The organism is Terriglobus roseus (assembly GCF_900105625.1).
Taxonomy (GTDB): Bacteria; Acidobacteriota; Terriglobia; order Terriglobales; family Acidobacteriaceae; genus Terriglobus; species Terriglobus roseus_B.
The window spans coordinates 3,683,640-3,708,057 of sequence record NZ_FNSD01000001.1 but is presented as its reverse complement, the minus strand read 5'-3'; the positions used below and the strand labels follow the sequence as shown (position 1 = coordinate 3,708,057).

General features: G+C 59.4%; 20 protein-coding genes. 10 read left to right on the top strand and 10 right to left on the bottom strand.

Annotation, left to right across the window (positions count from 1 at the left end; all coding sequences use genetic code 11):
* Positions 1 to 79: 79 nt before the first annotated feature.
* The 3 genes from BLW03_RS15445 to BLW03_RS15435 are packed head-to-tail and all read right to left on the bottom strand — an operon-like array spanning position 80 to position 4,121.
* Positions 80 to 760 carry a Fe2+-dependent dioxygenase gene (locus BLW03_RS15445; RefSeq protein WP_074654907.1) on the bottom strand — a complete coding sequence of 227 codons (681 nt, stop codon included), beginning with the start codon at positions 758 to 760 and terminating at the stop codon, positions 80 to 82.
* A 4-nt stretch (positions 761 to 764) separates the two neighbouring features.
* Positions 765 to 1,481, bottom strand: a complete 717-nt coding sequence (locus BLW03_RS15440) for a tetratricopeptide repeat protein (RefSeq protein WP_083350567.1) — start codon at positions 1,479 to 1,481, stop codon at positions 765 to 767.
* Between the two features lie 3 nt (positions 1,482 to 1,484).
* Complete coding sequence (locus tag BLW03_RS15435; RefSeq protein ID WP_074654905.1) at positions 1,485 to 4,121, bottom strand: TonB-dependent receptor; 2,637 nt, start codon at positions 4,119 to 4,121, stop codon at positions 1,485 to 1,487.
* A 271-nt stretch (positions 4,122 to 4,392) separates the two neighbouring features.
* On the opposite strand from BLW03_RS15435, the gene BLW03_RS15430 reads away from it, so the two are divergent.
* Positions 4,393 to 4,935, top strand: a complete 543-nt coding sequence (locus BLW03_RS15430; RefSeq protein WP_074654904.1) for an SRPBCC family protein — start codon at positions 4,393 to 4,395, stop codon at positions 4,933 to 4,935.
* Between the two features lie 183 nt (positions 4,936 to 5,118).
* On the opposite strand, the gene dxs is transcribed toward BLW03_RS15430, so the two are convergent.
* Positions 5,119 to 7,008, bottom strand: a complete 1,890-nt coding sequence (gene dxs, locus BLW03_RS15425; protein WP_074654903.1) for a 1-deoxy-D-xylulose-5-phosphate synthase — start codon at positions 7,006 to 7,008, stop codon at positions 5,119 to 5,121.
* Between the two features lie 86 nt (positions 7,009 to 7,094).
* Positions 7,095 to 8,528: a dicarboxylate/amino acid:cation symporter gene (locus tag BLW03_RS15420; protein ID WP_083350565.1), complete on the bottom strand. Its 1,434-nt coding sequence runs from the start codon at positions 8,526 to 8,528 to the stop codon at positions 7,095 to 7,097.
* A gap of 60 nt (positions 8,529 to 8,588) precedes the next feature.
* Here BLW03_RS15420 and BLW03_RS15415 point away from each other — a divergent pair, with 60 nt between their 5' ends.
* On the top strand, positions 8,589 to 9,122 hold the full coding sequence (locus BLW03_RS15415; RefSeq protein ID WP_074654900.1) for a YybH family protein: 534 nt from the start codon (positions 8,589 to 8,591) through the stop codon (positions 9,120 to 9,122).
* Positions 9,122 to 11,542, top strand: a complete 2,421-nt coding sequence (locus tag BLW03_RS15410; RefSeq protein WP_083350564.1) for a PAS domain S-box protein — start codon at positions 9,122 to 9,124, stop codon at positions 11,540 to 11,542. The genes BLW03_RS15415 and BLW03_RS15410 overlap by 1 nt, the downstream gene beginning before the upstream one ends.
* Positions 11,543 to 11,636: 94 nt before the next feature.
* Here BLW03_RS15410 and acs read toward each other — a convergent pair whose 3' ends face one another.
* A complete protein-coding gene (gene acs, locus BLW03_RS15405) occupies positions 11,637 to 13,610 on the bottom strand; it encodes an acetate--CoA ligase (RefSeq protein ID WP_074654898.1) in 1,974 nt (657 codons plus the stop codon).
* Between the two features lie 56 nt (positions 13,611 to 13,666).
* Here acs and BLW03_RS15400 point away from each other — a divergent pair, with 56 nt between their 5' ends.
* On the top strand, positions 13,667 to 13,870 hold the full coding sequence (locus tag BLW03_RS15400; RefSeq protein ID WP_074654897.1) for a hypothetical protein: 204 nt from the start codon (positions 13,667 to 13,669) through the stop codon (positions 13,868 to 13,870).
* On the opposite strand, the gene BLW03_RS15395 is transcribed toward BLW03_RS15400, so the two are convergent.
* Entirely contained in the window at positions 13,867 to 14,439 is a 573-nt protein-coding gene (locus tag BLW03_RS15395; protein WP_074654896.1) for a DUF421 domain-containing protein, read from the bottom strand. The two genes, BLW03_RS15400 and BLW03_RS15395, sit on opposite strands and share 4 nt — an antisense overlap.
* A 250-nt stretch (positions 14,440 to 14,689) precedes the next feature.
* Entirely contained in the window at positions 14,690 to 15,661 is a 972-nt protein-coding gene (gene galE / locus BLW03_RS15390) for a UDP-glucose 4-epimerase GalE (protein WP_074654894.1), read from the bottom strand.
* 382 nt (positions 15,662 to 16,043) lie between these two features.
* Here galE and BLW03_RS15385 point away from each other — a divergent pair, with 382 nt between their 5' ends.
* The 3 genes from BLW03_RS15385 (at position 16,044) to BLW03_RS15375 (ending at position 19,991) form a co-directional block, all read left to right on the top strand.
* Positions 16,044 to 17,174: an energy transducer TonB gene (locus BLW03_RS15385; protein ID WP_074654893.1), complete on the top strand. Its 1,131-nt coding sequence runs from the start codon at positions 16,044 to 16,046 to the stop codon at positions 17,172 to 17,174.
* 113 nt (positions 17,175 to 17,287) lie between these two features.
* A complete protein-coding gene (locus BLW03_RS15380) occupies positions 17,288 to 19,180 on the top strand; it encodes a hypothetical protein (RefSeq protein WP_074654891.1) in 1,893 nt (630 codons plus the stop codon).
* Positions 19,181 to 19,469: 289 nt separating this feature from the next.
* Positions 19,470 to 19,991, top strand: a complete 522-nt coding sequence (locus tag BLW03_RS15375) for a porin family protein (RefSeq protein WP_139285224.1) — start codon at positions 19,470 to 19,472, stop codon at positions 19,989 to 19,991.
* A 91-nt stretch (positions 19,992 to 20,082) separates the two neighbouring features.
* Here the strand turns inward: BLW03_RS15375 and BLW03_RS15370 are convergent, their stop codons facing one another.
* Together BLW03_RS15370 and BLW03_RS15365 are read right to left on the bottom strand one after the other, a co-directional pair.
* On the bottom strand, positions 20,083 to 20,685 hold the full coding sequence (locus BLW03_RS15370; protein ID WP_074654887.1) for an outer membrane beta-barrel protein: 603 nt from the start codon (positions 20,683 to 20,685) through the stop codon (positions 20,083 to 20,085).
* 117 nt (positions 20,686 to 20,802) lie between these two features.
* Positions 20,803 to 21,726: a LysR substrate-binding domain-containing protein gene (locus BLW03_RS15365; protein WP_074654886.1), complete on the bottom strand. Its 924-nt coding sequence runs from the start codon at positions 21,724 to 21,726 to the stop codon at positions 20,803 to 20,805.
* 112 nt (positions 21,727 to 21,838) lie between these two features.
* On the opposite strand from BLW03_RS15365, the gene BLW03_RS15360 reads away from it, so the two are divergent.
* From BLW03_RS15360 to BLW03_RS15350, 3 genes are all read left to right on the top strand, one after another.
* The gene (locus BLW03_RS15360; protein WP_074654885.1) at positions 21,839 to 22,999 is read left to right on the top strand and encodes a 2-isopropylmalate synthase; all 1,161 of its coding nucleotides are present in this window, start codon (positions 21,839 to 21,841) and stop codon (positions 22,997 to 22,999) included.
* Positions 23,000 to 23,100: 101 nt separating this feature from the next.
* Positions 23,101 to 24,201, top strand: coding sequence for a 3-isopropylmalate dehydrogenase (leuB, locus tag BLW03_RS15355; RefSeq protein ID WP_074654883.1), 1,101 nt, complete (start codon positions 23,101 to 23,103; stop codon positions 24,199 to 24,201).
* Positions 24,198 to 24,398 (top strand): hypothetical protein, encoded by a 201-nt coding sequence (locus BLW03_RS15350; protein ID WP_074654881.1) that lies wholly within the window; start codon positions 24,198 to 24,200, stop codon positions 24,396 to 24,398. Before leuB ends, BLW03_RS15350 begins: the two co-directional genes overlap by 4 nt.
* Positions 24,399 to 24,418 lie beyond the last annotated feature (20 nt).

Genomic DNA, 24,418 nt, shown 5'->3' with positions numbered 1-24,418 from the left:
CCTCGTTCTCTGCCCACACCGCAAGCGACATGGACAGCTTTGTGGCACGCATATTCCGGGGGAAGCGCGCGCCTGATCCCTAGAGCTCCACCCACTGCCGCAGCAGGTTGTGATAAACACCCGTCAGTTCAACCCCGGACGCGTGATCCGGCACATCCTGTGCCAATCGCTGAATGGCAACGTCCAGTGTCAGCAGCAGCGATCGTTGTTCATCGCTGCGCACCATACTCTGAAGCCAGAAGAACGAACTGACACGCGCACCGCGGGTCACGGGACGAACGTGGTGCAGGCTGGTGGATGGATACAGCACTGCATCACCGGCGGGCAGCTTCACACTCTGCGAGCCATAGGTGTCCTCAATGACTAACTCGCCACCGTCATACTCATCCGGCTCACTTAGAAAAAGGGTCACCGAAAGGTCCGTGCGGACATACTCACCCGTCGCCGGAATTCTACGCACCGAGTTATCGACGTGATTGCCGAAGGATTGACCGCCCTGATAGCGGTTGAACAACGGCGGAAAGATCTTCTTCGGCAGCGCTGCAGCAACAAACACTGGTGACCTGTTGAGTGCTTCCACAATCTGCCTGCCCAGATCGGCAGCAACTGCATTGCTCTCATTCAACTGCGCGTTGTCCTTCACACGGGCAGACTGGTAGCCCGCCGTGACCTTTCCATCGATCCACTCGGTAGCATCCAGAGCCTGGCGAAACTGCTTCACCTGCTCACGCGTTAGGACTTCTGAAACCTGTACCAGCATGTTGCTACCTCATTCCAACTTCCTGCTGCATGCTCTGCGCATCAGGCAGCGTTGCGGCGAACGACCGTGACGCAGTCGCTGGCGCTTCCTCTAAAAACCTCTTCATCTTCCGCAGGAACGCCGGCGTTGCCGTCTGCGGCACCTGCTTCCACCAGTGCATGGCCGCAGCGGTATCGCCTTCCTCTGCGAGCAGACGCCCCAGGTTGAACTGCCCACGAAAGTCGCCACCCTCAGCGGCTTTCCGATAAAACTCCAGCGCCATGGTGCGATCGGCCCGCACCTCCCAGCCATCCTCATAAAAACCACCCAGGATATTCATGGACTTTGCATGACCAAGCTCGGCAGCACGACGAAACCACACCAGTGCCTGCAGCCTGTCTTTCCTCACACCACCTTCACCCAGTGTGAGAAGCGTCGCCAGGTTGTACATGCCCCAGTCCAGCCCGCGCTCCGCGGCCTTGCGAAACCATTGCTCTGCAAGCGCGGCACTGGGCGGCGTTCCCCATCCCTGGTCGTGGCAGCGGCCAACCATGTTCACCGCCATCAGGTTGCCGCTCTTCGCAGCTCGTTCAAACCAGTGCAATGCCCATGTCGGATTACGTTCGATCAGCTTGCCATCCAGCAGCATCTGCCCAAACATTAGCTGTGCCTGGTGCACACCGCATAACGCCGCGGTGCGCACCAGATCCAGCGATTGCTCCTTTGTCTCGGTCGTCATCATTCGTTAGAACTTCACGTTGAAGCCAAAGATCGCAGAGCGGCCGGGAGCCATGATGGCGTAGTGCGTTGCGTACGCCTGCTGGTAATACAGCCTGTCACTCAGATTCAGGATGTTCGCCTGCAGGGTGTAGTGCTTGTTGAATTCATAGGTGGCGAACAGATCCTCACGGATGTAACACGGTACCCACTTGTTATTGATCTGGCTACCCCACACCTTCGTCATGCCGTAGATACCACCGCCGACATTCAGGTGACGAATCAAGCGGTAGCTGCTTGTAATTGCAAGCGCGTGCTTCGCCTGATTCGGCATCGCCGTGCCGCTCGCATTCACACCTGCCGTGGAGATCGGCGCGTTCGTCAATGTGGCATCGAGGTACGTATAACCACCGGTGAACTGCCACTTCTTTGTCAGCATGCCGCTGATGCCAATCTGTGCGCCCAGCGTGCGATCCGTACCTGCGACCGACACGTTGCCGGCAGCGTCGGTAATGCGGACATTCTGAATGTCGGTGCGGAAGACATCGACACGTGCCAGTGCACGTCCACCGGCAAGCTCACGCTTCACACCGAACTCTTCCTGGCGGATGGTCGTCGGCTGCAGATTTGAATTGCCTGCCGTGCTGAGTGCCGATGTGTCTGTACCCTGGGCCAGCGCATTGCCGGTGGGAATCGCCGCGGTGCTTACCGTTCCGTACACACTGGTTGCCTGGTCCGGCTTATACACAAGACCCGCAATGTAAGTGCCGATGTTATTGATCACTTGCTGCCTGGGAATCGCTGTCGCGGATACAGCAGGTCTGAAGACGGAGTCGAAGTGGTCATACCGGCCACCAAAGGTTCCCTGGAAATGCTTGTTAAACACCACAGTGTCGAAGGCGTAGACAGAGCGTGTACCGGACGAAGAGTGCGTCGGATTGTGGTTCTTGGTCAACGAATTTTGCGTGGAAATCAACTGACCAAGGCTGTTGACAGAGGTCGAAGAAGCCCCGAGCCACGGATCGTTATAGTTCGGCGTGTACAGCGAGGTGCAGTTATAACCGGAAGCGGCTCCAGTACCGCGCGGACATGTCTCGGTTGCCGCCTGGCCCGCTGTTACGACACTGCTCAGAGTGGTGTTGTTCGTATAAGCGTCATTGTTTCCGCGCTCGTTGGAAAACTCCATTCCGGTCGCGTACGTGTGTTTGATGGTGCCCGTCTTGAATGAGCCGGAAAGATCCGTCTGGTTATCCAGAGTGAAAACGGCACTCATACGGCTGTTGATCCGGCGGAAGACAAGCCCGTAGTACAGGTTGCCCTGGCTATCATCCGGCAGCGTCCATACATAGTCCTGCGACGTACGCTCGTAGCGGAAGGAGTTACGGACCAGCGCACGCTCGCTCCACAGATCGTGCTCTACGCGGCCCGTTGCAACCTTGGCAGTCTCATTCTGATGATCACGATCTTTCAGACCGTAGAAGATATTCCGGTGCGGCAGCGTGATTGGTTGACCGTCGCCCGGCTGCAGGATTTTTGTTCCAACATTGTGCGTATTACCAGCAGCCGTCAACAGCGGATTGTTATACGGTATGCCTGAATCCGGCAGGCTGTTCGTCACGAGATGGTAGTAGTCCAGGTACAGTCGCGACGGTCGTCCCAGGCCAATGGCGATGCTCGGCGCCACGCCCCAACGGCCATTGTGGACGGCATCACGACCGGCGACATCCGAACTGTGCCACATGCCTGTAAGACGACCCGCGGCATACGCGCCCAGCTTCAAATTGCCGTCTACCGTACCGCGCTTGTAGTTTGAAGTACCCGGCATGAAACTGCCGGCGATGAAGTTATCGCGGCGCGCCAGCTTGCTGTTCAGGTTGATGCTGCCGCCGCCTGTGCCGCGACCGCCGTAGGCACCACCGGGGCCTTCCTGTACCTCTACGCTTTCCACATCGAACACTTCGCGGGACTGCGCGGCGATATCGCGAATGCCATCGATATAGGTGCTCGACTGCGAATCGACACCGCGAATGAAGGGACGGTCGCCCAGCGGGTTGCCGCCCTCTCCCGCGCCGAACGTGATGCCAGGAACGGTGCGCAATGCTTCCATCAGCGTGCTGGACGCCGTCTGCTGCATCGTCTCTTCCGTGATGACCGTAACGGTCTGCGGCAGGTCCACCAGGGGTGCGGTGTACTTGATGTTGGGAGTGCTGTCCGCCGTCACCACGACGGACTCATTGTTGGCACGCATCTCGACGCGGACCGAATCGGGCATATCGAAACGGGCGGATAGGCCGGTGTTGTTCAGCGCCTGCTCCAGGGCATCGGTTACCGTCAGGACGCCGTGCACACCAGGTGAATCAATGTTCGACATCTTGTCGACAGATCCAAGGGCAATGCGGATTCCGGCCTGCTTGCGGATTGCCTCGAGCACGTCGGCGACGGTTCCGGCCGGGATTTCGAACTTGTGAACTTCATGGGCAGGGTTTCCCTGCTCGATTGGATTTCCCTTTTCATCCAGACCGGTAGTTACGAGCTTTGGCTCTTCCTTGGTCGTTTCGGGCGTTACGGCCGCCTCGGACTGCAGGGTGCTCATGGCAAACATCGCCAGGGTTCCGGTCAGCATCAGCTTTCCACGCAGGCGGGTAGCATCTTCGATCTTCTTCATTTCACTAGCTCCGGGGCTCGGGCGCGCTCTACGGCGCGACCCTGTCATTCACTTGCGAAGTCCCTCAACGACGCCCGTGTTACACACGGACTCACTGGCCACAGGAGAGGTCGCGTTGCCGCATCCATCTCAGACACAATCAGTCCGATATGACGAGAGTACATGATGTAAGACCAGGTCGGTCCCTGATCTGGAAAGAATTTCCGACTGCATCGGTCCGAAATGCGATTACCGTTCCAACCCCACGCACGATTCCCCACTCCAAGGCTGCATGCGTCACATTTTCGAAGCCGATCAATGGCTGCCCTTTCCGCTGCCCGTCGTCTTCGCTTTCTTCGCGAATCCGCAGAATCTGCCGCCACTAATGCCCGCATGGCAGCGCGCAAAGATTGAAGAACTGCGGCTGATCGCACCTCCTGCGCCGCCGCCCGGATCGCCCGCGCGGCTGGGAACGGGCGTTGGGACGACCATGATCCTGAGCTTCCGGGCGTTACCAGGACTGCCGCTGCGGCTGAACTGGCATGCGCTGATCCCCGAATTTGAATGGAATGACCACTTCTGCGACGCGCAGACCTCAGGCCCGTTCCACTATTGGCGGCACTGTCATTCCGTTCGCGAAGAAACACGCAACGGCATCCCGGGAACACTCGTCCACGATCACGTCGAGTACGAGCTGCCGGGCTGGGTGCTGGGAGACGTGATGCACTGGGCGGTAGGCCGCGCCCAGATGCGCTACATCTTCCGCTTCCGACACAGGCAGACGGAAAAGCTCATGCCGATCTTCGCGGAGAACATGGCCGCTCGACAGCGTTAGACCGAAGATCGGAAAATTCCCGCGGAAACTGCAGATAGCAATCTGACGCGTGAATTCTAAATCGATTCAAAAGCATGCTTTTAGCGCGAATCTCCGCGAATGACGGGTGTTTTCCGCGCCCAAAAAAGCATGGGCGAAACAGTCGCCTGTTTCGCCCACTTCTGAACTTCTGCCGAGTGTGTTCTACCGGTGTGCGAGACGTTCCTGCAGCAACGCATTCAGGTAAGGTTGCGCCTCCCGCAGAGCGCCCTGGACACTGATGCCATACTTCTCCCGCAGCGACTCCACCTTGCCATGCTCGATGAACTGGTCCGGCCAGCCGACACGAACGACCGGCGTAGCAATCTCTGCGGCACTCAGCGTCTCAAGCACCGTCGATCCAAATCCACCTGCGAGGACATGGTCTTCAAAGGTGATGACGAGTCCACAATGATGCCCATAGTGCTCAACACACTCACGATCGATCGGCTTCACAAAGCGAGGATTGATCACAGCGACGGAGAGGCCCAGCTTCAAGAGTTGCGTGGCCATCTCCCGTGCAAGTGGCAGCAGCGCACCAAGCCCGAAGATCACAACATCTGAACCGTCCTGAATGACCTCGGCCTTGCCGATGGTCAGCGCAACAGGCTGAGCCTTCACAGTCGTTCCGGGGCCCGTGCCGCGGGGATAGCGAATAGCGCTCGGGCCCTTGTGCTCCAGCGCAGTCTGCATCATGTCCGCAAGTTCGTCTTCATCCTTCGGCACCATGTGCACGATATTCGGGATAGAGCGGAGGTAGCTGATGTCAAACAGGCCGTGATGCGTTGGGCCGTCATCGCCGCTCAGGCCGCCGCGATCCATGCAGAAGACAACGGGCAGCTCCTGAAGTGCTACGTCGTGAACAATGGGATCGAACGCTCGCTGCAGAAAGGTCGAGTAGATCGCGCAGAAGGGTCGGTAGCCCTTCGTTGCCATGCCCGCAGCGAAGATCACGGCATGCTCTTCTGCGATACCTACATCGAAGAAGCGGCCCGGATGTACGGGACGGAAGAGATCAAGCGCTGTGCCGTTCGGCATGGCAGCCGTGATCGCGACGACCTTCGGATCATTGTTAGCCAACTTAACTAACGTCTCCGCGAAGATCTCGGAGTAGGTCTTCTGTCCTGCTGCCGCGGTATCGCCCGTCTCGGGATCGTATGGTCCCAGGCCGTGGAACTTCTTCTGGCGATCCATTGCCGGCTGGAAGCCGCGTCCCTTCTGGGTAATCGCGTGCAGCACCACCGGCTTGTTCTGCGCCTTCAGGAACTGGAAGGTCTTGATCAGCAGCGGAAGATCGTGCCCATCAATGGGACCGTAGTAGTCCAGGCCAAACTCTTCAAAGAGCATCGAAGGTCCGAGCAGACCCTTCACGCTTTCCTCGGCTTTGCGCTGGACGTGCTTTGCCGCCTTGCCACCAATGCGCTCGATCAACTCGGAAGCGCGGTCGTGCAGGTACGTGAAGCGAGGGTGCGTGATGATTGTGTGGAAGTACGAAGCGATGGCGCCGACGTTTTTGTCGATCGACCACTCGTTGTCGTTCAGCACAATGATCATGCGCTTGGTCTGGCCGGCGATGTTGTTGAGTGCTTCGTACGAGATACCGCAGGTGAAGGCAGCATCGCCGGCGAGCGCAACGATGTGCTCCGTGCCGCCGCTCAGATCGCGTGCCACGGCCATGCCCAGTGCGGCGCTTAGAGCAGTCCCCGCGTGCCCCGCGCCAAAGCTGTCATGCTCGCTCTCGGTGCGCAGCATGAAACCATTCAGGCCATTCGGCTGACGAATGGTATTGAAGCGGGATTCGCGACCTGTGAGTAACTTGTGCACATACGACTGGTGGCTGACGTCGAAGACAAACGAGTCGCGGGGCGTATCAAAGACATAGTGCATGGCGATGGTCAGTTCGACCACGCCGAGGTTGGGGCCGATGTGGCCGCCAGTCTTCGCAACACTTTGGATCAGGCGTTCGCGAATCTCCTCCGCCAACTCCGCAAGCTGCGGAATTGTGAGCTTCTTGATGTCGGCAGGAGATTCGATCGTGGTGAGAAATTCGCTCATTGTTCCTTGAATAGGACGCCGGTGCGCTGGGAAAGGGGTATCCGCGCTTCCAACGAATATTGATGCACTCAAATTGTATCTGCCGGCTACTCCGCCATGGCCGCCAGAACGGCTGGTTCGGCGGTTTCGGTATCCAGCGCGCCCTCCCAGCGGGCGATCACCGCTGAGGCGAGACAGTTGCCAACGACGTTGATGGCAGTGCGCCCCATGTCCATGAGGGCGTCGATGCCGAGCAAGACGAGGATCGGCTCGCTCGGGAGCCGCAGGGTTCCGGCGGTGGCCAGCAGCACGACCAGGACGGCGCGCGGCACGCCGGCAACCCCCTTGGACGCGAGCATCAGGGTCCCCATCATGAAGACCTGCGTCCCGATACTCAGGGGAACGTTCGCCACCTGCGCCACAAAGACCATCGCCATGGCGAGATAGAGCGTCGATCCGTCCAGGTTGAACGAGTAGCCGGCCGGGATCACAAAGGACAGGATGCGCCGCGGCACGCCGAACGCCTCCATCTCTTCCATGGCCCGGGGCAGAGCGGCCTCGCTCGTTGCGGTAGCAAACGCGATCGCCGCGGGCCCTGAGACGTGACGCAGCAGACGCTTAAGGGGGAGGCGCGCAAGCAGTGCGACAGGCAGCAAAACGCCGAGGATGAAGACCAGCAATGCCCCATAAAAGACCAACAACAACTTACCCAGATGGACCAAAACGCCCGGCCCCATCTTCGCGACGGTATACGCCATCGCCGCAGCAACGCCCAGTGGCGCCGTGTACATGACGATGTTTGTGAAGCGGAACATCACTTCGCTTAAACCCTCGGCAAGTCGCAAAACGGGCGCCGCCTTCTCGCGTGGAGCCATCGCAAGCGCCATGCCGAAGATGGCCGCGAAAACGGCGACCTGCAGGACCTGGCCCTCCGCAATGGACTTGGCGATGTTCTCCGGAAAGACGTGCGCCAGGAAATCCTGCCAGTGCATGGGCGCTGCGCTCGGCACAGTGCCAGCCAGTTCCGCTGGCATCGCCAGGCCGACACCCGCCTTCGAGATATTTGCTGCAACCAGTCCTACGACCAGTGCGATGGTGGTCAGCACCTCAAAGTAGAGCAGGCTCTTCCAGCCCATGCGACCAACGCTCTTCAAGTCGCCATGACCCGCGATACCGCTCACCAGAGTCGCAAGAATCAGCGGAGCAACAATCGTCTTCACCAGTCGGAGAAAGATGTCGCTCAGGAAATGCGAGCCAATCGCAAGCGCCGGAGCGTCAAGCCCGATCTCGATACCGGTAATCATGCCCACTACGATCCAGGGTGTTAATCTCCTGCGCAGGAATGTCGCCCAGTAAAAAAGAAGGAGCACGCTCGCAATCCGAAGTGCTTCGCCAGCCGTAGGAGAAGCATGCAGATGCATCGCCGATCCCCCGAGTCCGAGGACCGAACCGCTGACGAGCAGGACTGCAGCCGCAGCACAGACTGCAACCTCCATCGGCCGAAACTTCGACGACGTACCTTTTGAGACATCCGTAGACATTCACCACACTCTATCTGTTTCGCTGTTGCACGGGTACATTGGTGTTCTAGGGAAAATGCCATGCGATCGCTTTTCTTGGGAAGCGTGATGTTCGTCGGGGCTGTTGCACTCCATGCGCAGCTGGATCCACTGTCGCGCCGTGCGCCTGCGAACAATCCCGTGACGCAGCCCACACTTTCGCCCGGCATACTGCAATTGCTGCAATTGGATGCGCAGTTTGCGAAGGAGACACTTGCCGGCGGAGGCAAGGCGTTCGCCAGCTGGTTTGCCGATGATGCACTGACGTTGAACAACGCGAAGCCAGCAGTCCACGGTAAGACGAACATCGCGGCCGGTGCCGCTTGGAATCCGAAAGAGTATCAACTGCAGTGGACACCCACCGGCGGCGAGATGGGTCCGAGCGGGGATATGGGCTTCACCTGGGGGCACTATGATGGCCACGCGAAAGACCGCAACGGCAATGATGTGACAACAAGCGGCCGTTACATCACGGTGTGGAAGCGCCTGCCCGACGGGGTCTGGAAAGTGGCACTGGACGCCAGCGCCGAAGAACCCGCAGCAGCCGGTGAATGCTGCAAGCTACCGAACCCTTAATGGCGACAAGCATCCATCACGAGAGTTCTGCACTCAACGCCGCCATGGCAATCTCGCCCGAGCAGCGGCGATTGCAGGCGCTTGATCGTCTTGAGATCAGCAGCCTGCCAGACCCGGCGCTGGATGAGATCACGCAGCTCGTTGCGCAGATATGCGACGTTCCCGCGGCAGCGGTTTCTTTCGTGGAGCGTGATCGCATCTGGTTCAAGTCGCGTGTAGGGATTCCGTCGCGCACCATGCTGCGGGACGAGTCGCCATGTGACGAGACGATCCTGGGTGACGACGTCTTTCAGATCCCGGACGCCGCAGAAGATGCGCACTATCCGAACGGCGTCATTCCCATTGGCAACTCGTCGTTCCGCTTTTACGCGGGTGCTCCTCTGCGTACATCGGACGGTCAGGCCGTGGGAACGTTGTGCGTCTATGACGTAGCGCCGCGGCGCCTGGACGAACTGGAAGCGAACACACTTCGAACACTGGCCCGCCAGGTGATGGCGCGGCTGGAACTAAACCTGAACAACCGCATCGCAGATCGGGACGCGCGTTCGCGGCAGCGTGTGGAATCGGCGCTGACTGTCGAGCGCAACTTTGTCTCTGCGGTACTCGACACGGTCGGCGCGCTGGTGGTCGTGCTGGACACCGCCGGGCGCATCGTTCGTTTCAATCGCATCTGCGAAACCATCTCGGGCTATGCCCTGGGCGAGGTCGTAGGACAGACTGAGTGGGACACGCTGGTGCCTGCGGAAGATCGTGACAACGCGATCGCGACCTACACGCAGCTGCGCGATGGCCTTTTCCCTTTCGCGTTTGAAAATCGCTGGAGAACGCGCGATGGTTCAATTCGCCGCATTCAGTGGACGGCAACCGCGCTGCTCGATGCGCAGGGTGAGGTCGCCTTCCTGATCGCGACCGGCATCGATGTCACGCTGCAGCGCGAAGCGGAAATCACTTTGCGAGAGAGTGAAGCGCGCTATCGCCTGCTGATCGAAGGATCGTTGGGTGCGGTGTTCACTCACGCGCTGGATGGAACCATCCTCTCCATCAACACCTACGGGGCAGAGAACCTTGGCTACACCGCCGAGCAGATGTTGAACCGGCGGCTGTCCCATTTCATGCCACTGCCAGCACAGCCGTCCTTCGAGCAGTACTTGGCAAGCCTTGCAGCCTCGGGCGAGGCACAAGGTACCTTTGAATTCTGTCATCGCGATGGCACGTCGCATGTCGTGGCCTATCGGAACCGCCTGATCGAAGCCAGCACGCGAGAGCACTACGCGCTGTGTTTCGGCGTCGACATCACCGAGAAGGTACGCGCGGAGGAGCGGCTCTCTGCCCTGACGCTGCAGTCCAACTCCATCCTCGACTCTGTGGGCGACGGAATCTTTGGTACAGATCTGAGTGGCTGCGCCACGGTGTGCAATCCGGCTGCAGCACAGATTCTCGGCTACCGACCGGATGAGATCGCGACCGAGATTCTCGGCAAGAACATACACGCTCTCATGCATCACACGCGGCCTGATGGCTCTCCGTACCCTGAGAGCGAGTGCCGCATCATGAACTCAGCGCGCGAGTTGCGTCCCATCCGCGTGAGCACCGATATCTTCTGGCGGAAAGACGGCACAAGCTTCCCCGTGGAGTACGTTGCGTGTCCCATCCTGAACCAGGGAACCGCTACCGGCATCGTGGTCGCATTCACCGACACAACCGAACGCCAAGAGCTCGATCGCATGAAGGACGAGTTCGTCTCAACCGTGTCGCACGAGCTGCGAACGCCGTTGACCAGCATGCGCGCATCCCTTGGCCTGATCGCCTCTGGCGCTTTGAACACGCGGCCCGACAAAGCGAAGCAGATGCTCGGCATCGCCATTGGCAACACCGACCGGTTGGTGAAGCTGGTGAATGACATCCTTGAACTGGAGCGGATCGGCTCCGGCAAAGCCGAGCTTCATTATGGCGACGTGGATGCGACGGACCTGCTGCACCGTGCGGCTGAGCTGCTCAGTGGTACGGCCGCGAAGAACGGCGTCCGGGTCACCTTTGGCAAGCCCGGCGTACATCTGTGGGCAGACTCCGATCGCATCCTGCAGACCATCACAAACCTGCTCTCCAACGCCATCAAGTTCTCGTTGCCCGACAGCGAGATCTACATGGCCGCTTACTACAGCGCGCCCGGTGAGGCCACGCTTGAGGTTCGCGATCACGGTCGCGGCATTCCTGCGGACAAGCTCGAACACATCTTCGGTCGCTTCCAGCAGGTTGATGCATCCGACTCGCGCGTCATGGGCGGGACCGGCCTGGGTCTCGCGATCTGCCGTTCCATCGTCGTGCAACACGGCGGGCGCATCTGGGCTGAAAGCGAACTAGGCCATGGCGCACGCTTCCTGTTTACGCTGCCGACGAAGCCCAGCAGCCATCTGCGCTAGGGAGCTTCGCACAAAGAACTGGGCCGGTCGAGATTTGCATCTCGCCGGCTCAATCATTTACGCAAAGGCATTCGCGTCTTTATCCCAGAGAGAACTACTCCTCGTCCTTCTCCTTTAGCTTCGCGACCACGGTAAAGTCTTCGAGCGTGGTGGTGTCGCCCTTCACGTCGCCCGTTGCGGCCAGTTCGCGTAGCAGCCGGCGCATGATCTTGCCGGAGCGTGTCTTGGGCAGCGACGGCGTGAAGCGGATCTCATCGGGCCGCGCAAGCGCACCGATTTCCTTCGCAACATGCTTCTTCAGCTCGTCCTTTAGCGTCGTCGTCACTTCAGCGCCATCGTGAAGCGAGACAAAGACCACAATGCCCTCACCCTTCATCTCATCCGGGCGTCCAACAACCGCAGCCTCGGCGACCATCGGGTGTGCGACCAGTGCAGACTCGATCTCTGCCGTGCCGAGACGGTGACCGCTGATGTTCAGCACATCGTCGACACGCCCCATCAGCCAGAAGTAGCCGTCCGCGTCGCGACGAGCTCCGTCGCCCGTGAAGTAGCTGCCGGGAATCTCACTCCAGTAAGCCTTCTTGTAGCGCTCCGCGTCGCCAAAGATGGTGCGTGCCATCGCAGGCCAGGGCTTACGAATGACAAGCAGTCCACCCTGCCCAAGTGGCACCGCCTCGCCTTCCTTGGTCACGATCTCCGGCGCGATGCCGAAGAAAGGCAGTGTTGCTGATCCGGGCTTGGTGGCCACCGCACCGGGAATGGCCGCGATCATGATGGAACCTGTCTCGGTCTGCCACCAGGTGTCTGCGATGGGGCAGCGTTCCTTGCCGATCTCGCGGTGATACCACATCCAGGCCTCTGGATTGATGGGCTCACCGACGGTGCCAAGCATGCGCAACGAGGCAAGCGAGTGCTTGTGCACGTGCTCGGTTCCCCACTTCATGAAAGCGCGGATCGCAGTGGGAGCGGTGTAGAAAATGCTGACCTTATGGCGATCCACGATCTGCCAGAAGCGATCGCACTCGGGCCAGTTTGGAGCGCCTTCGTAGAGCATGATCGTTGCACCGTTCAGCAGTGGACCGTAGACAACGTAGCTGTGCCCCGTTACCCAGCCCACGTCCGCCGTGCACCAGTACACATCTTCGTCCTGCAGGTCGAAGATGTACTTCGTCGTCAGAAGCGTTCCAACGCCGTAGCCGCCGGTCGTGTGAACCAGTCCCTTCGGCTTGCCGGTCGTGCCACTCGTGTACAGGATGTAGAGCGGATCTTCAGAGTCCATGGGCTCCGCGGCACATACGGCCTCGACCCTGGCCAGTTCCTCGTGCAGCCAGTGATCGCGACCTTCCTTCATGGTCACAGGCTTGCCGCTGCGTTGGTAAACGAGCACGTGCTCGACACCCGGCGAGCGGTCCAGCGCTTCGTCTGCGATGGACTTCAGAGCGACGTCCTGCCCGCGACGGAAGCTCGTGTCCTGCGTGATGAGCAGCTTGCACTGCGCATCATTCATGCGGTCCGCAAGCGCCTGCGCGGCAAAGCCGCCGAAGACCACATTGTGCACCGCACCGATGCGCGCGCATGCAAGGACAGCCAGCACGATCTCCGGGCAGACGCCCATGTAGATGGCCACGCGATCGCCTTTGGTGATGCCAAGACTCTTCAGCACATTGGCGAAGCGCTGGACCTCAGCGTGAAGCTCCGCATAGGTGAGGGAGCGGACCTCGCCCGGTTCGCCTTCCCATAGCAACGCATTCTTGTCCGCGCGCGAACCCAGCGCATGACGATCCACTGCGTTGTGACAAAGATTCAGCTTCCCGCCGACGAACCACTTCGCCTCGGGAACGTTCCAATCCAGCACCGTTTCGAATGGCTTGAACCAGTCGAGCGACTGCGCCTGCTCTGCCCAGAAGGCCTCATTGTCGTCGATGGAGCGACGGTACATCTCGTCATACTCCGCACGGGAGCGGATGTGTGCACGCGCCGCAAACTCAGGCGGCGGTGGGAAAAGGCGGTCTTCGCGCATGGTGGAGGTAAAGGAATTCGGTGACGTTGCGGATTGCTGCTCAGCCATGCACGCGATTCTACGTGGTCTGACCATCGTCTGGCATCCGCTGGTAGGCTCAAGTTATGTACGGCTTTGCCGTCTCCTCACTCATCGGCGTTTGTCTCGGTTTCATGTTCGGCGTTGGCTGTGCACTTGCAGTCATGTACTCCATCTACATGGGCGGCTACCGGGCGGCACTGCGCGATGCAGGCCGCGACGTGAAGCCGAAGCGATGGTTCGAGGAACAGGCCAAGGTTGACAAGGATCCGGAGAAGCCAACGCGCTAGCGGGCGGCGTCTGCCTGCTGCAACTTCTTCACTTCCTGCATCAGTTCCTCGATCTTGCTGAGGATTTCCTCGTGACGCGTTCGTGGAAAGCTGTCCTTCTTCGCTTCCACGTAGAACGTGCCGCTTGGCTCAAGGGTCGCTTCCTCTACATCTCCCAAACCACGGATGCCCTGCTTGTGCAAAACGCCGACGAGCTCTTCCCTCGTCAGGATCTCGTCGCGCATCGCCTTCTCGTCCAGCATGCCGTCGCGGATCAGGACCGTCTCCGTGCCCTGCAGCAGGTCGTTCAGTTTCGGCATTCTGAAGAGGATTCGGTTGAGGATGTAGTTCGCCGCCAGCAGTGCAATCGCGCCCACAATGCCGCCGCTGAGGGAGTTGTCGTCGCCGATGATCGCATTCTGCACCGTGTTCGACAGAGACAGAAGGACGACGAGATCCATCGGATTCAGCTGCGCCAGCTCACGCTTGCCAAAGACGCGGAGAAGAAGGATCAACGCAATGTAGACGATGATGGGCCGGAGGATTTTCTCCAGCAGCGGAATCGGGATGTGAAGCATGTCATGCAGCATGCGGCAAGAGTATCGTGAAGGCGCCGGAGTAACCCACTCCCACGTCATCCAGTTTTTAAGAAGCAGATTCCAAGTGACTTAGGCTAGAGTGACGCAAAGACAGGTATGCGAAAACGGGAGAGCCAAAAGCTCTCCCGTTTCATCTGCTTTGTACTACGTGGGTTCCTCCAGCGCCCGGGTCTACCTCTTTGTTCATGACTTCCACCCAGGCGTCGCGCACTGCGCGACGCAAAGCCTCCGCGCCCGAAGCTCACTTTGCTCGTAGTTGCTGGTGCCACTGCCAGGCGCTGGCGATGATGCTGTCCAGATCTGCGAATTTTGGCTTCCAGCCGAGTTCGCGCGTGATGCGGGCTGAGCTGGCGACCAGGACGGCGGGGTCACCGGGACGACGAGGCTCTTCCAGAACGGGAATTGGCAGACCCGTAACGCGCCGGGCGCTCTCGATGACCTCCAGAACGCTGAAACCGGTGCCATTTCCGATGTTGTAGGTGGCCTTTTCCTGACGATCGAGCGACCCCATCGCCAGCAGGTGCGCCTCCGCCAGATCCTGCACATGGATGTAATCACGAATGCAGGTGCCGTCGGGCGTCGGGTAGTCCCTGCCGTAGATCCGAATGCTATCCCGCAGGCCCAGCGCCGTGTCCAGAATAAGCGGAATCAGGTGCGATTCCGGCTCGTGCGCTTCGCCGTAGCCTTCAACGGCGCCGGCGACGTTGAAGTAACGAAGTATGGCGTAACGAAGACCCATCTGGCTGCCAAACCAGCGCATCATATATTCCGACAGCAACTTGCTCTCCCCGTAGGGGTTCGTGGGAAGCAGGTCGTCATCTTCTTCAATGGGAGTGCGTTTGGGTTCGCCGTAACAAGCTGCCGTGGAGGAGAAGACCAGGCGCGTGGAACCAGTCGCCTGCATGCATTCCAACAGGGACAGCGTACCCGCGGTGTTGTTCCGGAAATACAGGTCCGGCCTCTTCATACTCTCGCCAGCTTCGATCAAAGCGGCGAAATGAAAGACGCCGTCAAAGTTGCCTTGCGACAGCACATCGGTAAGGAGGTCGCGTTGTACGAGGTCACCTTGCACGAAAGTTGCATCGGCCGGGATGGCTGTGCGATTGCTGTGACAGAGGTTGTCGTACACAGTAACAGTGTGTCCAAGCTGAAGCAGCAGCCGGGAGACGGTTCCGCCGATATAACCGGCACCGCCGGTAACGAGATAATTCATTCGCACTCTCATGATTCCGCGAAATTTACAGGGGATCGCTTCCCCTGATTCTTGCACAAGGCGGGTGACCTATTTACCCATGCCCCACGTCTCAAAGTGCGGGCCGACCAAAGAGGGAAAAGAATGATTGCCCCGAAAGGTTGACCACGCGAATTCAATTGCTTTCACGGCCGGGTCGCTTATCATGGCGGTTAGATTCCATATTCCCCATGTTTTGTTGCGATTACCTCTGAGGTAACCGGGAATAGGTGGCCCGCCCCGGAATCGACGCATGACCGTAATGACGGCATGTATGCATCCCACGCCCGTGCGGTGGGGACGGCGATAGCAGTGGTCTCCCGCTGCGGTCGCCTAACACTGAAGTTTGAGGATTGCACTACGTATGGCAAATGAGCAGGCCCAACTGGAGCGTACCCGTGCCTCTGCTGCACCACCGGCGGAACGAGTCTCCACCACTCCGTCACAGCGGGAACTGGCATTCAAAACCTTTGGCGTTCTCGACGCCGGGGAACAGAGCAAGAGCTCTGTCGTCACATCCCTGGTCATCAATGGCCTGATCCTGTTGATCGTTATTGCGGTGAGCCTGACAGCGAAAAAGATCGTGAAGACGGCGACCTTGACGACGCTGACGGCCCCCATCCCGATCAAGAAGGAGGCACCGCCGAAGCCACCGCCGCCGCCGAAGCTGCCCAAGCCTCCGATCGTAAAGGTGACGCCGCCCAATATCCCGGATATCCCGAAGATTGAAGTTCCGGAGCCGCCGAAGATCCAGCCGGTCATCATGAAGGCATCCCCGGTGCCAGTCATTACACCCCCCGCCCCTAAGGCTGTCACTCCCCCACCCGCACCCCGACCGGTTGCCATTCAACTGGCGCAGGCCGCTTCGGTTCCGAATAACGATGCGCATCCGTCGCCGGTTCGTCTCGGCAGCATGACGAATCCGATCAACAACACCTCTGGTCCCGCCGTATCTCCGGTCAACCTGGGCCGCAGCGGCGCGCCGGGAATGCCAGCCGGCAACAGCGGCATGGGAGCGCCGTCGAAGATTGCGATTGGCGGCTCTGGATCGCCGAACGGTCAGATGGGTGGCCATGACAACGCGGTCCAGCCGATCCGGGGCATTTCCACCGGCGTGACCGGCGGAACCGGTCCCCTGTCAGCCCGGCCCGTTGGCGCCATTGCGATTGCAAAGGCGACGCCTCCACCTTCCATCCAGCAGCCGCAAGCTTCTGTGGCGCCGGCCAAGACTTCACCTAAGGTGCTGTTCAAGCCGAAGCCCACCTATACGGAAGAGGCGCGTAAGCTTCATCTGGAAGGCAATGTTTCGGTGAAGATCCACGTCTCCGCTGCAGGAGCCGTGTCGGTCGTGGGCGTGCAGAGCGGTCTGGGACATGGTCTGGATGAGGCGGCGGTACACGCCGTGCAGAGCATGCGCTTCCAGCCTGCCATGGCAAACGGTCAGCCTACGGACTGGGAAGGCGTTGTAAGCGTCAGCTTCCAACTTGCTGATTAAGAGATCACAGAATCCCGTATCTGCGGGCGGCGAGAACAGTCACCGCCCTACCTAACTTTTATGTACGCTGAACTTGTTACCCCTTGGGGACCAACATCAGGAGTCGTTCAACCATGAGGAACCTTCGCAAGTCTTGCATCGCGGGTGTCGCCGCAATCCTTCTTGCTACTTCGGCAATGCCCGCAATGGCCGGCATACCGCTGCTGGGCAAGAAGAAAAAGGAAGACCTGCCCGCCCGCAAGCTGACCCCAGCCCAGATTGCTCTTCTGGATAAAGCGATCGCACGCGAAGCGGAAGTGATCAAGGTTGTGCAGGAACGCGCACCGCTGGTCGAAACTTACATCCAGAATATGAAGCCGGATCCGGCTCTACTGCAGATACCCGCTTCGGATCAGCACTTTCTGGGCCGCGTGGACTTCAAGAAGGTCCTGAGCGGAGACACTTACGAGACGGAAGATAATCACAAGGCCAAGGGCAAGCTGGGTTTCTTTAAGAACTCCATGTCCTACATCGGCGGCCTGAACAAGCAGCTGCATTTGCAGTTCAACGAAGTGGGCTTCGTGCAGATGATCCTTGTTGACGCGCACAGCTTCGACAAGAACACCTACAAGTTCGGCTTTGTTCGCAATGACTTCCTCGGCTCCGTGCCCACGATGGTGTTCGACGTGGAACCGGCCTCGAGCAAGTCCCGTGGACGCTTCTTCGGTCGAATCTGGGTTGAGCGTCGCAATGGCAACATCGTCCGCTTCAACGGATCGTTCGCCGGTTCCGAGAAGGACTTCCGCGAGTTCTACCACTTTGATTCCTGGCGCACCAATGTGCAGGAAAATCTGTGGCTGCCGACCTCGTTCTACGTAGAAGAGAGCGATCCAAAGAGCGACGAGCACACCGTCAAGTTCAAGGCTGTCAGCAACATCTGGGGCTACGCGCTGAAGGTCCCCACCGGTGACGCGGAAAACGTGGATGTAGAGGTAAAGGGCGCCGATGACGTCTCTGCCGATGCGCAGGATGTATCGCCACTGGGCGCACAGCGCGCATGGGTGCAGCAGGCCGAAGACAACGTCGTCACCCGTCTCTTCCAGGCGGGCCTGCTGGATGCTCCGTCTGACTTTGACAAGATCATGGAGCAGATTGCCGGCAACGTGCTGGCATACAACAACATCCAGGTTGCACGTCCGATCCGTGTGCGCACCCTGCTCACGGAGCCGCTGGAGTCGCTGGCCATTGGCAACACCATCGTCCTTTCCAAGAGCCTGATCGACACCACGGCAGTCCCCGGCAATGCCAACGAACAGGTCAATAACCTGTACGCAATCATTGCCTTCCAGGTGGCGCACATCATCCAGGGCCATCGCCTGGATACGAAGTACGCCTTTAACGATCGCCTGCTGTTCCCCGATACTTCGGCTTTCACACGAATCCCGATGCATCACACGGACCACGACAACGAGGAGGCTGCAAAGAAGACCGTGGAGCTGCTGAGCCCCAAGGAACTCAACGATGCTTCCGCGCAGTTCGGCCTGTACCTCGCACAGCTTCAGGCGCGCTCCAAGGCGCTCACCGCGCTCAACGAGCCCATGATCGGCGATTCGCTGGTCAAGGACCCCAAGACCGGTGTGTTCTGGCTGCAGGCTCTCGTGGGTAAGGGCGGCAAGCTGGATATGAACGACTTGAAGCAGAACGCGGCCATGCCGCTGGCAAGCTTCCTGCGTTTTGATCCCTGGACCGACCAGGTCGTGCAGATGCACCCAGCGTATGAGCCGCTGCTCTCGTCGCGCGACAAGATGCCCTTCGAAGTCACGCCCGTCTACCTGAAGCTGAGCTACTACAAGGCTCCGACGAACGCTCTGGACGCTGCTGCAGCCGCAGCCGCAGCCGCCGGTGCGAACGCTACGACTGACGCAGCAGGAAACGCAGTCGCAGCGCCGCCGGCATCCACCGGAACGACTGCACCGGCCGCACCGGTTGCAGCACCTTCCGCTGGAGCTCCACCAAACAACCAGTAACTCAATCGTTCCGCACACAAAAGGGGGAGGCACATCGTGCCTCCCCCTTCTCCGCTTTCGGATGTGGCTCTGGTGAGCCGTTACGCCCTTCGATAAACTTGAACAGCCTGGACAAATGAGATCTGGCACGCTGGACAGCCCTTCCCGCCTTTACGACCAAGGCTCAAAAGATACGAAGCGAGAGGGAGATTCTTTGTTGAAATCGAGAACGAACGGCGGGCAAAGTCAAGGCGACGAAGGTCGGATCATTTCGTACCGTTCGCGATCCTTTGTGGCAGGCTTGGTTCTGATGCTCGCGTCAGCGGTCTTCCCCGGTCATGTGAGTGGGCAGGCCTCCTCCACCACCGCCAGCCGTTCCGCCGACCTGCAAATCGGTGGAAGCTACACCGGCGCGTCCGCCGGCTATGACTCATCTTTCTTTTATGGACCGGAGAGACTATACGGCTACGGTGGCTATGCTTCACTCGATTTCAAGTACCACTACGGCGTTGAAGTGAATATTCGCCAGTTGAACTCGAGCGCGAGCGACCATGTGTACGAACGCACCTACGAGTTTGGCGGCCGGTATGTGCGGCACTACGGTCGCTTCGCACCATACGCCCGTGTCAGCTACGGTCGCGGCGTCTTCAATTTTCGCAACGATGCAGCCAATCTGGCCTATAACCTCTACGCCTTTGCGGGCGGAGTCGATGTGAATGTAGTCCCGTCCATCAACGTTCGCGGCGACTTCGACTATCAGAAGTGGATGGGCTTCCCGGCGGGGCTGAGTCCGAAGGTGGTCTCTGTGGGTGTGGCCTACCACTTCCACTAAACGCAATAGGCAGCCAGGAAACAGCGAAGGCCCCGGATCGCTCCGAGGCCTTTACTTTGCCCCTCTGCAGGGCGGAAATGGTTGGCGAAATTTAGAAGTGGTACGCCACGCCCAGTGTGGGCATGGAAATCACTTCATACTTGCCGGTCTTGAAGTTATCGACGTCCAGCTTGAAATCGGGAGCCTTGGCGACCAATCCACGATAGCCGATGCGGATGTCGTAGCTGGGGCTGATCTCATAGGCTACGCCGGCGCCAAAGAAGCCACCCAGCGAAATCTGCCGCTTGGCATCGAGCGACTCTGTTTCAAAGTCGCGGATGGGCGAGAACATGAAAGCGCCGATACCTACCTCGGCAAACGGATTGAAGTTTCGGTAGTTACGGCTATAGACGTAGCCGAACGAGACTTCCTGCTGCCGGGTATGGACCTGGTAATGCTTGAAGCTGGTCGCCGTAAGGTCGCTGTTGTACTGCGAGAAGCTGTAGTTCGCTTCCAGCGCACTGCGAGGCGTCAGCATAAAGCGGTAGCTGGCCAGCGCGCCAAGAGCCATGCTGGCATTCAGTTGCGATCCCTGACCGTTGACCTGGGGCGGGATATTTCCGGTTGCGCTAAGGCTTACATCCTGGCGGCTCTCCTGGGCATGGGCCGACATCGCGCCAGCCAGCAGAGCGCACATCCACATCATCTTCTTCATTCGTATGACCAACCTCAACGTCTTCCGGTGACTCATCGCAGCCAGTCTGGCGCGCGCAACGGACGTACATGTTTCATTGTACCTGTTAGGACTGCCCCAGTCGCCGGAAGTAAGCGATCAATCCGCACGCTCGGGAAGAAAGCAGTATGCACCGCCCGTCGTCTCAGCATATTCCCTCACACCCTTAAGGAATTCCAGGGCTGCGTGGGACAGGTTCGCTTCCTTCCGGTGAACCAGTCGCAGCTTGCGCTCCATCTGCAGTTCTTTCACCTGGACGCGGACCAGCGCGCCGCTCTTCAGTTCGCGCTCTACGGTCAGCGCAGGCACCAGCGCTACCCCATTCCCCAGTTCAACGAAACGTCGCACGGCCTCCAGGCTGGGTAGCTCGACGTCGATCCGCAGCGTCGTCTTGTGACGCCGGAAGGCCTCAAACACCTTCAGCCGCTGGGGTGATGGCACATTGTGCGCAATGAAGTTCTGATCACCCAGGTCACGGATCGACACGGAATTAATGCGTGCCAGTGCGTGTCGCGGGTTCACCACAAACGCGAGTTCGTCGCGATAGACCACGATGGACTTCAAGGCGCGATCGTCCGGTTTGAAGCTGAGGACGCCGATCTCGACGGAATGCAGCAGCACCTCATCCGCGATACGGCTGGCCAGCGACCGCTGCACACTAACCTTTACCCGCGGATGTTCGCGGCGGAAACCGTCCAAAACCGGCAGCAGGTACAGGCACGTGTACTCATTCGCCGCAAGATTCAGGCTGCCACGATGCAGGCTGCGCAACTCGCCTAGCGCGTGGTTCGCCTCGACCCGCAGGTTCAGCAATTTTTGCGCGTACTCCCGCAGCACTTCCCCGGCGTCTGTAAGAAGGCCATCACGCGATGCGCGGTCAAAAAGCGCCTCACCAAGCTCACCTTCCAGCTTGGCGACGGCCTGGCTGACCGCCGGCTGCGTACGATGCAGGCGCGCCGCCGCGCGGGAGAAACTGCGCTCCTCCGCCACGGCGAGAAAGGTTTCCAGTGCGAACAGATCCACTTCGGTTCTCACTCCTGAGACTGCTAGGCAACAGTCGCCCTATAAGTACTTGTGATGATGCTATCACCGCACATAAGCATTCCTTATCGCTATACTTCAAACAGAGGGACCGATGAGCACTACATCCGACCGTGTATTTTTCTTCGACACCACGCTGCGCGATGGCGAGCAATCGCCGGGCTGCACCATGCACCATGAAGAGAAGCTGCGCTTTGCGCACCAGCTCGGTACGTTAGGCGTGGACATCATCGAGGCTGGCTTTCCGATCGCCTCGGACGGCGACTTTGCCAGCGTGCAGGCCATTGCCCGCGAGGTGCGCGGACCGCGCATCGCCGCACTCGCACGCTGCAAGGCGGGCGACATTGAGCGTGCGGCACGCGCCGTGGAGGGTGCGGGCAGCAATCGCATTCACACCTTCATCGCCTCCAGCGACCTGCATCTGGAAGCCAAACTGCGCATCACGCGCCAGCAGGCACTGGACCAGGCCGGCGAATGTGTGCGTCTCGCAAAGACCTTCGTGGAAGATGTCGAGTTCTCAGCGGAAGACGCTACGCGCTCCGATCGCAATTTCCTGATACAGATGGTCGAGGTGGCGATCGAAGCCGGTGCAACGACGATTAACCTGCCGGATACCGTTGGTTATTCGACACCATCGGAGTACCGCGAGATCTTCGAGACGATGTGCGCTCGCTTCAGCGGTGCCAAGAACGTTGTCTTCTCTACGCACTGCCACGACGACCTGGGTCTGGCCGTCGTCAACACTGTGAGCGGTGTGCAGGGCGGCGCACGACAGGTGGAGGTGTCGATGCACGGCATCGGCGAACGTGCCGGCAACGCCGCGTTGGAAGAGGTAGCGGCGCTCTTTAAGATCCGCCACGATCAGTACCCCTACAGCAACAACTTGAAGATGGATGAGATTGGCGCGACCAGCAAGATGCTGGACGGCATTATCTCCTTCGCGCCTTCGCCCAATAAGGCCATCGTCGGCAAGAACGCCTTCGCACATGCCAGCGGCATCCACCAGCACGGCATGCTGGCCAATCCGCTGACCTACGAGATCATGAAGCCCGCCATCTTCGGTGTGAACAGCAACACCATCGTGCTGGGCAAACACAGTGGTCGCCGCGCGCTGGAACATCGCCTGAAGGAGCTGGGCTTCGACCTGACCAAGGAAGAAGTCGAGCAGACCTACACCCGCTTCACCGCTTTGGCCGATCGTAAGAAAGATATCTACGACCAGGACATTGTGGCGCTGGTTCCCCAGTCGGTATGACCACTCGCTAAGCATTGTGATTCTGACCGAAACGAAGTGAAGTCGAAGGAACTGCAATCCGATGGCATCGCCATGAATATGCAAGGAAGAACAAGAAACAGATGAAGTTGAAGATCGCACTTCTCGCCGGTGACGGCATCGGCCCCGAAGTCACACAGGAAGCAGTCAACGTACTGAACGCGGTTGCCGCAAGCGGCGGTCACACGTTTGACTATGTGCCACTGCTGATCGGCGGCGCGGCCATCGATGCGCACGGCACTCCCCTGCCCGATGAGACGCTGCAGCAGACTCTTGGCTGTGACGCTGCGCTGTTGGGTGCGGTAGGCGATAACAAGTTCAACAAGCTTGCGCCCAGTGAGCGCCCCGAGGCTGGCCTGCTGAAGATCCGCTCCGAGCTTGGCGGCTTTGCGAACCTGCGACCAGCCGTTGCTTACAGAGCGCTCGCGGACAACTCGCCCCTGCGGCCTGAGATCACCGAAGGCGCCGACATCATGTTCGTGCGTGAACTGCTGGGAGGCCTGTACTTCGGCCAGCCCCGCCAGTGGGACAAGCAGACCGGCCGCGCGCACAACACCATGGTCTACACACAGGAAGAGGTCGAGCGTGTTGCACGCATCGCATTCGACATCGCATCCAGGCGCCCCAAGCTCAAGTTGACGAGTGTCGACAAGGCCAACGTTCTGGAGTGCTCGCAGATGTGGCGCTTCGTCGTCGACCAGGTTGCGAAGGAGTATCCCACGGTCACGGTCGAACATCAGCTCGTGGATTCCATGGCAATCCACCTGATGAACCGTCCGCGCGACTTCGATGTCGTGCTGACCGAGAACCTCTTCGGCGACATCCTTTCGGATGAGAGCGGCGTCATCACCGGATCGCTTGGCATGCTGCCCTCCGCAACGCTGGGCGGCAAGGTGAATCTGTATGAGCCGGTACACGGATCCGCGCCCGACATCGCGGGTCAGGGTAAGGCGAATCCTATCGGCGCAATTCTGACTGCAGCGATGGTGCTGCGCTTCTCCGCAAACCTCGAGCGCGAGGCGAAGATCATCGAAGACGCCGTGGTCAAGGTGCTGGAAGCGGGTTATCGCACCAGTGACATCGCACGCGGCGATATCGCGGGACAGAGAAAAGTTTCCACCACGGAGATGGGTCGGCTGATTCTCGATCGCGTGGAAGCAGAGTTGGGAGCAGCGGCATCATGACCCCTCAACGTGCTGGAGTCTCTACGCTACTTCGGGTCATCGTCGTGAATGTCTTTATTGTGACGGGGCTGGTGATGGTCTACCGCAGTGGCAAACTGACCGGCTCCATGATTGCCTTCTACGCATTCTTTTTTGTGGCGGCCAACGCGCTCATGTACTTCTCGGCTCGTGCGCGCCGGCGCATGCTGGAACGCTAAATTGCGGCAGTCGTCTGGCG

Coding starts and splice junctions, on each gene's coding strand:
- BLW03_RS15380 (WP_074654891.1), top strand. CDS start 17,288: ATGAGGAACCTTCGCAAGTCTTGCATCGCGGGTGTCGCCGCAATCCTT.
- BLW03_RS15440 (WP_083350567.1), bottom strand. CDS start 1,481: ATGATGACGACCGAGACAAAGGAGCAATCGCTGGATCTGGTGCGCACC.
- leuB (WP_074654883.1), top strand. CDS start 23,101: ATGAAGTTGAAGATCGCACTTCTCGCCGGTGACGGCATCGGCCCCGAA.
- BLW03_RS15435 (WP_074654905.1), bottom strand. CDS start 4,121: ATGAAGAAGATCGAAGATGCTACCCGCCTGCGTGGAAAGCTGATGCTG.
- galE (WP_074654894.1), bottom strand. CDS start 15,661: ATGAATTATCTCGTTACCGGCGGTGCCGGTTATATCGGCGGAACCGTC.
- BLW03_RS15395 (WP_074654896.1), bottom strand. CDS start 14,439: ATGCTGCATGACATGCTTCACATCCCGATTCCGCTGCTGGAGAAAATC.
- BLW03_RS15375 (WP_139285224.1), top strand. CDS start 19,470: ATGCTCGCGTCAGCGGTCTTCCCCGGTCATGTGAGTGGGCAGGCCTCC.
- BLW03_RS15385 (WP_074654893.1), top strand. CDS start 16,044: ATGGCAAATGAGCAGGCCCAACTGGAGCGTACCCGTGCCTCTGCTGCA.
- BLW03_RS15430 (WP_074654904.1), top strand. CDS start 4,393: ATGCGTCACATTTTCGAAGCCGATCAATGGCTGCCCTTTCCGCTGCCC.
- BLW03_RS15360 (WP_074654885.1), top strand. CDS start 21,839: ATGAGCACTACATCCGACCGTGTATTTTTCTTCGACACCACGCTGCGC.
- BLW03_RS15370 (WP_074654887.1), bottom strand. CDS start 20,685: ATGAAGAAGATGATGTGGATGTGCGCTCTGCTGGCTGGCGCGATGTCG.
- BLW03_RS15410 (WP_083350564.1), top strand. CDS start 9,122: ATGGCGACAAGCATCCATCACGAGAGTTCTGCACTCAACGCCGCCATG.
- acs (WP_074654898.1), bottom strand. CDS start 13,610: ATGGCTGAGCAGCAATCCGCAACGTCACCGAATTCCTTTACCTCCACC.
- BLW03_RS15400 (WP_074654897.1), top strand. CDS start 13,667: ATGTACGGCTTTGCCGTCTCCTCACTCATCGGCGTTTGTCTCGGTTTC.
- dxs (WP_074654903.1), bottom strand. CDS start 7,008: ATGAGCGAATTTCTCACCACGATCGAATCTCCTGCCGACATCAAGAAG.
- BLW03_RS15415 (WP_074654900.1), top strand. CDS start 8,589: ATGCGATCGCTTTTCTTGGGAAGCGTGATGTTCGTCGGGGCTGTTGCA.
- BLW03_RS15420 (WP_083350565.1), bottom strand. CDS start 8,528: ATGTCTACGGATGTCTCAAAAGGTACGTCGTCGAAGTTTCGGCCGATG.
- BLW03_RS15350 (WP_074654881.1), top strand. CDS start 24,198: ATGACCCCTCAACGTGCTGGAGTCTCTACGCTACTTCGGGTCATCGTC.
- BLW03_RS15445 (WP_074654907.1), bottom strand. CDS start 760: ATGCTGGTACAGGTTTCAGAAGTCCTAACGCGTGAGCAGGTGAAGCAG.